Origin of the sequence: Mycobacterium sp., from assembly GCF_052145595.1 — a bacterium.
Classification (GTDB): domain Bacteria; phylum Actinomycetota; class Actinomycetes; order Mycobacteriales; family Mycobacteriaceae; genus Mycobacterium.
Genome location: NZ_JBKQOI010000383.1, coordinates 1 through 10,678 on the forward strand (window position 1 = coordinate 1; position 10,678 = coordinate 10,678).

Annotated in this window: 6 protein-coding genes and 1 pseudogene; 4 read left to right on the top strand and 3 right to left on the bottom strand. The window is 67.2% G+C overall.

The window, feature by feature from the left end:
* The 3 genes and pseudogenes from ACLP4W_RS30840 to ACLP4W_RS30850 form a co-directional block, all read right to left on the bottom strand.
* Nucleotides 1-289: pseudogene (locus ACLP4W_RS30840) on the bottom strand (trehalose monomycolate transport factor TtfA); the annotation flags it as partial.
* 70 nt (nucleotides 290-359) lie between these two features.
* Nucleotides 360-2,906, bottom strand: a complete 2,547-nt coding sequence (gene clpB / locus ACLP4W_RS30845; RefSeq protein ID WP_442391487.1) for an ATP-dependent chaperone ClpB — start codon at nucleotides 2,904-2,906, stop codon at nucleotides 360-362.
* A 121-nt stretch (nucleotides 2,907-3,027) separates the two neighbouring features.
* A complete protein-coding gene (locus tag ACLP4W_RS30850) occupies nucleotides 3,028-4,188 on the bottom strand; it encodes a PE family protein (RefSeq protein ID WP_442391488.1) in 1,161 nt (386 codons plus the stop codon).
* A gap of 335 nt (nucleotides 4,189-4,523) precedes the next feature.
* Between ACLP4W_RS30850 and ACLP4W_RS30855 the strand changes: the two genes are divergently transcribed.
* From ACLP4W_RS30855 to ACLP4W_RS30870, 4 genes are all read left to right on the top strand, one after another.
* On the top strand, nucleotides 4,524-5,693 hold the full coding sequence (locus ACLP4W_RS30855) for an FAD-binding oxidoreductase (protein WP_442391490.1): 1,170 nt from the start codon (nucleotides 4,524-4,526) through the stop codon (nucleotides 5,691-5,693).
* Nucleotides 5,694-5,706: 13 nt separating this feature from the next.
* Entirely contained in the window at nucleotides 5,707-6,597 is an 891-nt protein-coding gene (locus tag ACLP4W_RS30860) for an aldose 1-epimerase (protein ID WP_442391492.1), read from the top strand.
* A gap of 127 nt (nucleotides 6,598-6,724) precedes the next feature.
* Nucleotides 6,725-9,937 carry an ATP-binding protein gene (locus ACLP4W_RS30865; protein WP_442391494.1) on the top strand — a complete coding sequence of 1,071 codons (3,213 nt, stop codon included), beginning with the start codon at nucleotides 6,725-6,727 and terminating at the stop codon, nucleotides 9,935-9,937.
* 256 nt (nucleotides 9,938-10,193) lie between these two features.
* Nucleotides 10,194-10,678: adenylate/guanylate cyclase domain-containing protein (locus ACLP4W_RS30870; protein WP_442391496.1), on the top strand; the 485-nt coding region annotated here is incomplete at its 3' end.

The following is a 10,678-nucleotide window of genomic DNA, read 5'->3' on the forward strand; positions in this document are numbered from 1 at the left end:
GCAGCGCGATCACCGTGGCGACCTCTTCGAGGTCGAAGATGTACACCGCCTCGCCGCGGATCTGGCCCAGCACGACGTTGTGGGCCGCGACGTCACCGACCGTCGAAACCACACCGCGCTTCCAGCGTTTCAGGATGTCGGCTGATTCACGCTCGTAGTCGAACCCGTGCGACCGCGCCCACGATTTACGGCGCCTGCTGCGGCCGCGGCGCCGATCGATATCGACGTACAGCAGCACCACCGCACCGACGAAGCACAGTGCGGACAGCGTGAACCATAGGGGGACCATCCAACACAGGGTATCTGCTGTTGGGCCGGAATAGAGAATCCGACCAGGTCACAACCCAATCACGGGCCGACTAACCCAGTATCAGGGAATCTCCGTCCGGGCTGACGTTGACCGGAACGGTGTCGCCGTCGTGCACCTCGCCGGCCAGCAACAGCTTGGCCAGCTGGTCGCCGATGGCTTGCTGCACGAGCCGGCGCAACGGCCGGGCACCGTAGACCGGGTCGAATCCGCGCTGCGCCAACCATTTCTTGGCCGGCAGCGACACCTCCAGCTGCAGCCGCCGTTGGGCGAGCCGCTTGTCCAGCTGGGCGAGCTGGATGTCCACGATCTGCACCAGTTCTTCCGGGTTCAGCGCGTCGAAGATCAGCACGTCATCGAGGCGGTTGATGAACTCCGGCTTGAACGTGGCGCGCACCGCGTTCATGACCTGCTCTTCGCTGCCACCCGAGCCCAGGTTGGACGTCAGGATCAGGATGGTGTTGCGAAAGTCGACCGTGCGGCCCTGCCCATCGGTGAGCCTGCCCTCGTCGAGCACCTGCAACAGCACGTCGAACACGTCCGGGTGGGCCTTTTCCACCTCGTCGAACAGCACCACGGTGTAGGGCCGGCGTCGCACCGACTCGGTCAGCTGACCGCCGGCCTCGTAGCCGACGTAGCCGGGCGGGGCGCCGACCAGGCGGGCCACCGAGTGCTTCTCGCCGTACTCGCTCATGTCGATGCGGACCATCGCGCGCTCGTCGTCGAACAGGAATTCGGCCAGCGCCTTGGCGAGCTCCGTCTTACCGACACCGGTCGGCCCGAGGAACATGAATGCACCGGTCGGACGGTTGGGGTCGGAAACCCCTGCCCGGCTGCGACGCACCGCGTCCGAGACGGCCTGCACGGCCTTCTTCTGGCCGATGACCCGCTTGCCCAGCTCGTCCTCCATGCGCAGCAGCTTGGCGGTCTCGCCTTCCAGCATCCGGCCGGCCGGGATGCCGGTCCATGCCGACACCACGTCGGCAATGTCGTCGGGACCGACCTCTTCCTTGAGCATCACCTGCTCACGGGCGGTGGCCTGCGGGAGCGCCGCATCGAGTTTCTTCTCGACCTCGGGGATGCGCCCGTAGCGCAGCTCCGCGGCCTTGGCCAGGTCGCCGTCGCGCTCGGCGCGCTCGGATTCCCCGCGCAAGGTCTCCAGCTGCTCCTTGAGCTCGCGGACGACGTCGATCGCGCTCTTCTCGTTCTGCCAACGGGTAGTAAGCTCGGCGAGCTTTTCCTTTTGGTCGGCCAGCTCGGCGCGCAGCTTCTCCAGCCGCTCCTTGGACGCCTCGTCCTCTTCTTTGGACAGCGCCACCTCTTCGATCTCGAGCCGGCGAACCAGACGCTCGACCTCGTCGATCTCGACCGGCCGCGAGTCGATTTCCATCCTGAGCCGACTGGCCGCCTCGTCGACCAGGTCGATGGCCTTGTCGGGCAGGAAGCGCGCGGTGATGTAGCGGTCGGAGAGCGTCGCGGCCGCCACCAGCGCCGAGTCGGTGATGCGCACACCGTGGTGCACCTCGTAGCGTTCCTTCAGCCCGCGCAGGATGCCGACGGTGTCCTCGACCGACGGCTCGCCGACGAACACCTGCTGGAAACGGCGCTCCAGCGCCGCATCCTTTTCGATGTATTTGCGGTACTCGTCGAGCGTGGTGGCGCCGACCAGCCGCAACTCGCCGCGGGCCAGCATCGGCTTGATCATGTTGCCGGCGTCCATCGCGCCCTCGCCGGTCGCGCCGGCACCGACGATGGTGTGCAGCTCGTCGATGAACGTGATGATCTGCCCGGCGGAGTTCTTGATGTCGTCGAGGACGGCCTTGAGGCGCTCCTCGAACTCGCCGCGGTACTTCGAGCCGGCCACCATCGAGCCGAGGTCGAGCGCGACGATCGTCTTGTCGCGCAGGCTTTCCGGCACGTCGCCGTCGACGATGCGCTGGGCCAGGCCCTCCACGATCGCGGTCTTGCCGACACCCGGTTCGCCGATGAGCACCGGGTTGTTCTTGGTGCGCCGGGACAGCACCTGAATGACGCGGCGAATCTCGTTGTCCCGCCCGATGACCGGGTCGAGTTTGCCTTCGCGGGCCTGGGCCGTCAGGTCGGTCGAGTACTTCTCCAGCGCCTGGTAGGTGGCCTCCGGCTCGGGGCTGGTGACCCGGGCGCTGCCGCGTACCTTGACAAACGCCTCGCGCAGCGCCTGCGGCGAGGCGCCGTGTCCGGTCAGCAGCTTGGCGACGTCGGAGTCGCCGGTGGCCAGCCCCACCATCAGGTGCTCGGTCGAGACGTACTCGTCGTCCATCTCGGTGGCCAGTTGCTGAGCGGTGGTGATGGCGGCCAGTGACTCGCGGGACAGCTGGGGCTGCGCGCTGGCGCCGCTGGCCTGCGGCAGCCGGTCGAGCAGGTGCTGCGCCTCGGTGCGGATCGTGGCGGGCTCGACACCGACAGCCTCCAGCAGCGGCGCGGCGATCCCGTCAGTCTGCGTCAGCAGGGCCATCAGCAGGTGAGCGGGCCTGATCTCGGGGTTTCCGGCAGACGATGCCGCCTGGAGCGCCGAGGTCAGCGCCGCCTGGGTCTTGGTAGTCGGGTTGAAAGAGTCCACGACGATCTCCGTTGGGGTCAGAAGGGGATGTCTAAAAAATGCTTGTCGCGTTCTTCAACGCCGTCAAGGTTGAGTCTGTTCCGCTCAACCCTAGCAAGTTTTGCGCACCCGGGAACGGACGCTAGATCGACACCCCGTTCGCCCCGTTGGTGCCGAACAGCAGCGCGCCGGTACCGCCCGTGCCTGGAGTCCCGTTGCCAAAGGTATTCCCGCCGGTGCCGCCGTCGCCGATTAGCCCGATGGCGTTGCCGCCGTTGCCGCCGTTGCCGTTCTGTCCACCGGAATCGAGGGCAAAGCCGCCGCCGCCACCGGCACCGCCGCCGCCGCCAAGTTGCCCGCCGTTCCCGCCGTCACCGCCGCTCCCGCCGACGCTGGTGGCCGTGCCACCGCCGCCGCCGCCCCCACCGCGGCCTCCGAACACTCCGCCGTTGCCGCCGTCACCGCCGTTACCGCCGACGCCGCCGGAACCGATGGCAAAGCCGCCGGCGCCGCCGGCCCCACCGTGGCCGGTCAGGATCCCGCCGTCGCCGCCGGCCCCGCCGCCACCGCCGTTGCCGCTGGTTATGTCCCCGTTGCCGCCGCCGCCGCCGCCGCCGCCGGAGCCGATCAGCCCGCCCGCGCCCCCAGTACCGCCGTCCGCGCCGTTCGCGCCAACGGTCAGACCACTACCGCCGGACCCACCGGTACCGCCCTCGCCAAGCAGCAGCCCGCCGGATCCGCCGTTGCCGCCGGCGGTAGGCGTCCCGCCGCTGAAGCCGGACCCGCCGTTGCCGCCGAAACCCAACAGGCCGGCGTCGCCACCGTTACCACCGGGCGAGGTGGCGGAGCCGGGCCCGCCGTTACCGCCGTTGCCGATAATCCACCCGCCGTCACCGCCGGTCCCCCCCGGCGTCGTCGCGCTGGCGCCGTTGCCGAACAGCGGGCGCCCCGTCAGGTCCTTCACCGGCGTAAACACCGCCAGGCTCTGCAGATCCTGCTCCACCGTCTGCAACGGCGAGGCATTAGCCGCCTCCGCCGCCGCGTACGCGCCCGTGGCCCCATTCATGAGCTGAACGAACTGGCTGTGAAACGTCGCAGCCTGAGCACTGAGCGCCTGGTATGCCCGTGCGTGCGCACCGAGTAACGCCGCGATGCTCGCCGACACCTCATCGGCAGCCGCCGGCAGCACCGTCGTCGTGGGTAATGCCGCCGCGGCGTTGGCCGCGCTGATCGTCGAACCAAGATTCGCCAGATCCGAAGCCGCCGCCGCGACAAATTCCGGCGCCGCGATCACATACGACATTTCGCACCTCCAGATTTGGTATAGGCAAAAGGTGCCACGGGAATGTCCTGCTTGCTGACGCGCGACACATCCGCTATGTCAGAACGCCGACCGAAGAGAATGCCTCGACTCAGTTCGTTCAACAGGACCGCCGGGCCCCTCATAGCATCAGAAGTCGTTTTGGCTTGTTCAGCCGTGCTTGATGGGCGAAGCGCGCAATCGAATTGGGATTATCGACAGTCTGATTATCGCGGGGAACGACGTGCATTAGTATCATTTCCTGGTCATATGATGTCGGTCACCCTAGCACAGACGTGACCGTGCAACATATAAACGTCGGACAAGGATCACGGCCCATGGGCCTAGAGGACCGGGATGCGTTGCAGGTGCTACGCGACGCCTTCAACCAGGACGACCCGGGCCCCAGCGAACTCGTCCACCGGTTCTACGACCACTGGTTTGCCCTCGACGTCTCCGTCCGCGACCTGTTCCCACCCGAAATGGAGAGCCAGCGAGCCGCTTTCGCCCACGCGTTGCACTGGGTGTACGGCGAACTGGTCGCGCAGCGGGCCGCAGAGCCGGTGGCCTTCCTTGCCCAGCTGGGCCGGGATCACCGCAAATACGGTGTGCTGCCAAGCCATTACGACACGTTGCGTCGCGCACTGTATGCGACGCTGCGTGGTCAGCTGGGCGAGGCGTGGACCGATTCCGTCGATGACGCCGCCGATCAGTCGCTCAACCTGATCACCGGGGTGATGAGCGGCGCCGCCGACGCCGACGAGGGACCCGCCTGGTGGGACGGCACGGTCGTCGAGCACATCCGGGTCTCGCGCGATCTCGCGGTGGTTCGGCTGCAACTGGACCGCCCGCTGCACTACCACCCCGGCCAGTACATGAACGTCCAGGTTCCGCAGTGCCCCCGCCGCTGGCGCTTCCTGAGCCCCGCCATTCCGGCTGACCCCGACGGCGGAATCGAGTTTCATGTGCGACTGGTCCCCGGCGGATTGGTCAGCGCCGCCATCGTCGGCGAGACCCGACTGGGAGACCGGTGGCGATTGTCAAGCCCGCACGGCGGCCTGCATGTCGACCGAGACGCCGGGGACGTGCTGATGGTGGCCGGTAGCACCGGTCTGGCGCCGCTGCGGGCGCTGATCATGGACTTGAGCCGCTACGCGATCAACCCACGGGTGCATCTGTTCTTCGGGGCTCGATACCTCTGCGAGCTCTACGATCTGCCCACGCTGTGGGAGGTTGCGTCACACAATACGTGGCTGTCGGTCTCGCCGGTCTCGGAGTACAGCCGCGACCCGTCGTGGGCGGCCGACTATCCCGACGTCACCCCGCCACGCGGCCTGCACGTGCGCCAGATCGGCCGGCTGCCCGAGGTTGTGACCAAGTACGGCGGCTGGGGCGACCGGCAGATCCTGATCTGCGGCGGACCGGCCATGGTCGGCGCCACCAAGGCCGCCCTGATCGCCAAGGGGGCCCCGCCGGAGCGCATTCAGCATGATCCCCTGTCGAGGTGAGTCGAGGTAAGCCATGCGCATCGTCACCCTGACCGACCCGTCATCAGCGGTTGCGGCGCAGTTCGTGCCCGAGGCGGGCATGATCGGCACGTCGCTGACCGACGCCGGCGTGCAGCTGCTCGGGCAACGACGCGGCCTGGACGCCTACGTCGCGGCGGGCAAGACGATGGGAATCCCGATCCTGTATCCGTGGGCAAATCGATTGGGCGACAACACCTATACCGCGGAAAACGTGACGGTGACCCTGACGCCGGGCCGTGACGGTGTTCGTCCCGACCCCAACGGATTGCCCATCCACGGCGTACTTGCCGCCTACCCGGGCTGGCGGGTGGCGGCGGAGTCGGAGAACGAGCTGACCGCCGAGCTGGACTTCGGCGCCGACTCGAGTCTGCTGGCCAGCTTCCCGTACCCGCATGTGCTCACGATGGCGGTGCGACTGGCCGAACGGACCCTGACGGTTCGCACGACGGTCACCGCAACCGGCGACAGGACGGTCCCGCTGTGCTTCGGCTTCCATCCCTACCTACACCTGCCGGGCGTGGCTCGCGGCGGGTGGACGATCGAGACGCCGCCGCTGCGGCATTTGAGCCTCGACGAACGAGGGCTGCCCACCGGCGAGTCCGAACCACAGCCGGCGAAGGAAGAACGGTTGGGCGACCACGCTTTTGATGACGCCTACGACCAAGTGAACGACGGCGCGGTGTTCGCGGTGTCCGGCGGCGGACGCCGCCTCGAGGTGCACTTCGAGCACGGGTATCCGGCGACCCAGATCTTCGCGCCGCTGGCCGAGGATGTCGTGTGCTTCGAGCCGATGACCGCACCGACCGACGCGCTGCGCCGCGGCGGCTACCGATCAGCGCTCCCGGGCGAGCCGGCGGTTGCGGTGTTCTCCATCCGCGTTTAGCACGGCACTGCGTCCCTGGGGCCGCACGGAATTGTCCGGACCAGCGCAGATATTGCGTAAATGCTATTTGACATGTGATGAAAACCGCGCGACTGACCGATACTCTTAGCCGATCCCGGTCGGGAGGATGCAGGTGAGCCCTGGCGAGAGCAGCACATCGATCGATGAATTGCTGGACCGCGCGGTGCAGGCCATCAACGAAGGCGACCGCGCGACCGCGACCACGTTGGCCGGGCAGGTCCTTGCGGTCGACCGCGGCAACCCCGAGGCCGAGGACCTGCTAACCGCGCGGGCTCGCCACGGTGAGATCCGCCGGCTGACAATCATGTTTGCCGACCTGGTCGACTCGACGGCGCTGTCCACCCGTTTAGAACCGGAGACGTATCGCACGCTGGTCGGCAGCTACCGCGATGAGGTGCGCCGGATCGTCGACCGGTATGAGGGCCATATCAGCTCGATCAAGGGCGACGGATTGTTAGCCGTATTCGGGCACCCCAAGGCGCATGAGAACGACGTGCGGCGTGCCGTCGCGGCGGGGCTCGATATCACCCGCGCCATCGCGCAGCTCAGCGAGCGGGCCGAACGCAAGTTCGGCGTGGCCATCAACGTGCGGGTCGGCATCCACCGCGGTCTGGTCTATCTCGACACCGACCAAGACGACGTCTACGGCTTCGCCGCCAACCTGGCCGCCCGTGTTGCTGGGTTGGCCGAGCCGGGCACGGTGGCGGTGTCGGATGCGGTCGCCCCGCTGGTGGGTCACTTGTTTGACCTCAGCACACGTCCGGCGGCCCCAGTGAAGGGCGTCGAGGGGTTGATCGGCCATCATCAGGTGCTTGGTGAGCGACCCGAAGCCCCGCCGCTGGGTTCGCCGCCCCTGATCGGGCGTGACCGTGAGCAGAGCTGGCTGCAGCAGAGCTGGCAGCGGGCCCGCGACGGGGTACTGAGCACTCCGGGCGTGGTCTTCCGTGGTGAGCCGGGAATCGGCAAGACCCGGCTCGCGACTGAAGCAGCCGAAATCGTTGGGGGCTCAGGCGGGACCGTCATTGAACTCAGGGGTTCGCCGCTGCACACCGACACCGGCCTGCATCCGGTGCGCAGGCTGGTGGAGCGGCGATGCGGCATTACCCGGCTCACTGACGCCGCTGAGCGGTTGCGGTTGCTGGAGGCCGAGTTGCGCTCGTGCGCAATGGATCCTGTGACGGCGGTTCCTCTGCTGGCGCCGGTAGTGGGCATCGGCCCCGAGCATGGCTATCACCCCGCCGCCGTCGAAGGCCGCACTCTGTACGAGATGATCGGCGCAACGGTGCACCGCTACGTCCTGTCGTGCCTACACAACCAGCCCGGCCTGGTCATCGCCGAGGACGTGCACTGGTTCGACCCGTCGACCACGGAGTTGCTCAACTCGTTGCTCGCATCCGCGGACGGACGGTTGCTGGTGGTGTTGACCGGACGCGAGGGTGATTGGCTGCGAGCCGATTGGCAGACGACGCTTTTCGATCTTGCACCGCTGACCGGTGAGCAGTCCGACGCATTGATCGAAGCTTTGGACCCGTCCGTGACCGATACCCAGCGCGCCGCCATACGCGAGCGTTGCGACGGGGTGCCCTTCTACCTCGAGCATGTGGTGGCCGGCCTGGACGTGGCCGGTCAGGCGCCAGAGGTGCCGGAGGCGCTGTATGAGCCGCTGTTTGCCCGACTGCACGCCCGCAGCGATGTGGTGCCGGTGGTGGAGGCCGCCGCCGTGATTGGGCGCGCCGGTGATCTGCCGTTGCTTCGCTCCGTGGTCGGACACCGCGCCGAAGACGTCGACGGTGTCGTAACGGAACTGGTGTGGGCACGTGTGCTCGAACGACGTGGGACCGATGGCTGGCGATTCCGCCATGAGCTGCTCCGCGAGGTGGCCGCCGAGCTCGCGCCGCCATCGCTGCGCCGCGACCTGCACTCCCGGGCTGCCGGCGCGCTGGTCGACGCAGCAACCGCCGCCGAACCGGACTGGCGAGTGGTCGCAACCCATTTCGAGCAGGCAGAGCAATATGTCCAAGCCGTCGAGGCGTACCAAAAGGCCTCCGTCGGCGCCCGGCGGCGTGGTGCCGTACACGAAGCGATCGCTTGCCTCACGAACGCACTCGGTCAGCTCACCGGCTGCGGGGCGGGATCCGCGCGGGACCGCAGCGAGATCGCGATCCGGCTGGAGCGCGCCTTTCTAATGGGTGCCCTCGAGGGTGGCACCACCGGCGAGGCACCCGCTGATTTGGAACGGTGCCTGGCTTTGGCGAGCGCCGGCAACTACGAAGACGAGTTGTTCACCACACTCACCGCGCTGATCGGCTATTACCTGCCGCGGGCCGAACTGCGCCGTGCCCGTGAACTGCTCGACTCACTGTCCGCCCCGATTACCAAAGACCGAACCTGGAGTCGCCCCGTAATAGCCTCTTTCTTGGGTTCGGTCGCTTGGCTGGAAGGTGACTTCACCGCAGCCCGCAAACACCTGCTGCGAGCGCTTGCCGACCGTTCGGCCGCCGATCCGGCGATAGTGGACGCCCCTTCGTGGGTGACGGTGGATCCGATCGCGGCGGCACACCAGTACCTGGCATTGACACACACGGTGTGCGGGGACCTCGATCGTGCCAATGCAGAGTTGGCCGAATCAGTGCGGCGCTCCGATGGCCTGAGCTTTCCACATGACTCCTGCAATAGGGCGCAAACGTATTTCGTGGAGATCTGGGTTTGCCTGGAGGCCGGCCAGATCGCGGAGGCGGCCACCCTGGTTGCGCGCCTGCGCCAGCTGAGCCAGGAGTCGGGGCTTGACCTGTGGCAGTGGGTCGGCAGAACCGAACACAACACCGTCAAGGCGCTGACCGCGCTGGACGCCGGCGCCGACGCCGCTACGCTGCTGGCCGCGGCGGACAAGATCGCGCTGCACGTGGACGGCTCGCGGCTCATGCATCTCAACGTCTATCTCACGTTCAAAGATGCGATCATCGGCCGTCTCCTGATCGCCGCAGGCCAGCCGGAGAAAGCGCGCGAGCGATTGGAGATGGCGTTGCGCCACGCGCAAGAGACGGGAATGCGCTTCCACGACGCCGAGCTGATGCGCGTGCGCGCTCACACGTTTGCGGAGCCGCAGGAACGTCGCAACGCCCTGGCCGCCGCGCTCGAGTTCGCACGGCATCAGGGCGCGACCCTGTTCGAACTGCGCTGCCTGCTGGATTCTTTCGACCTGCTCGGCGACGGGGATCGGACGGAGCTGGCCGCCCTCATGAGCCGCTTCCCCGGTGACGCTAGTTGGCCGGAATGCGCACGGGCGCAGAAGATCCTCTCGCAAACAGATCAGAGGTAGGCCTTATCCCGCTTGTCTGGGCTGTTTCGTGATTCCTTCGAGCGCCCGGATGTTGGCGGCAGCGTTGCGGCTCTCATGTTTAGCGACGGCGCGAGGGAGTCTTGGGAACGGTGTCAACCGCGCGGGCGGTTGCGCGAGTCGGTGGTCGCGGTGTTCTCGATCCGCGTTTAGCACACTGCGTCTGGAGCTGTTTGACATACGCTGAAAACGGCGCGGCTGACCGGTACCCTTAGCAAATCCTGGGCAGGAGGAGCAGGTGAGCCCTGGCGAGAGCAGCACATCGATCGATGAATTGCTGGACCGCGCGGTGCGGGCGATCAACGAAGGCGATCGTGCGACCGCGACCACGTTGGCCGGACAGGTCCTTTCGGTCGACCACGGCAACCCCGAGGCCGAGGACCTGCTCAGCGCGCCGGCTCGCTACGGTGAAATCTGCCGGCTGACAATCATGTTTGCCGACCTGGTCGACTCGACGGCGCTGTCCACCCGTTTAGAACCGGAGACGTATCGCACGCTGGTCGGCCGCTACCGCGATGAGGTGCACCGCGTCGTCGAGCGGTATGAGGGCCATATCAGCTCGATCAAGGGCGACGGACTCTTGGCGGTGTTCGGGCACCCCAAGGCGCATGAGAACGACGTGCGGCGTGCCGTCGCGGCGGGGCTCGAAATCACCCGCGCCATCGCTCAGCTCAGCGAGCGGGCCGAACGCAAGTTCGGCGTGGCCATCAACGTGCGGGTCGG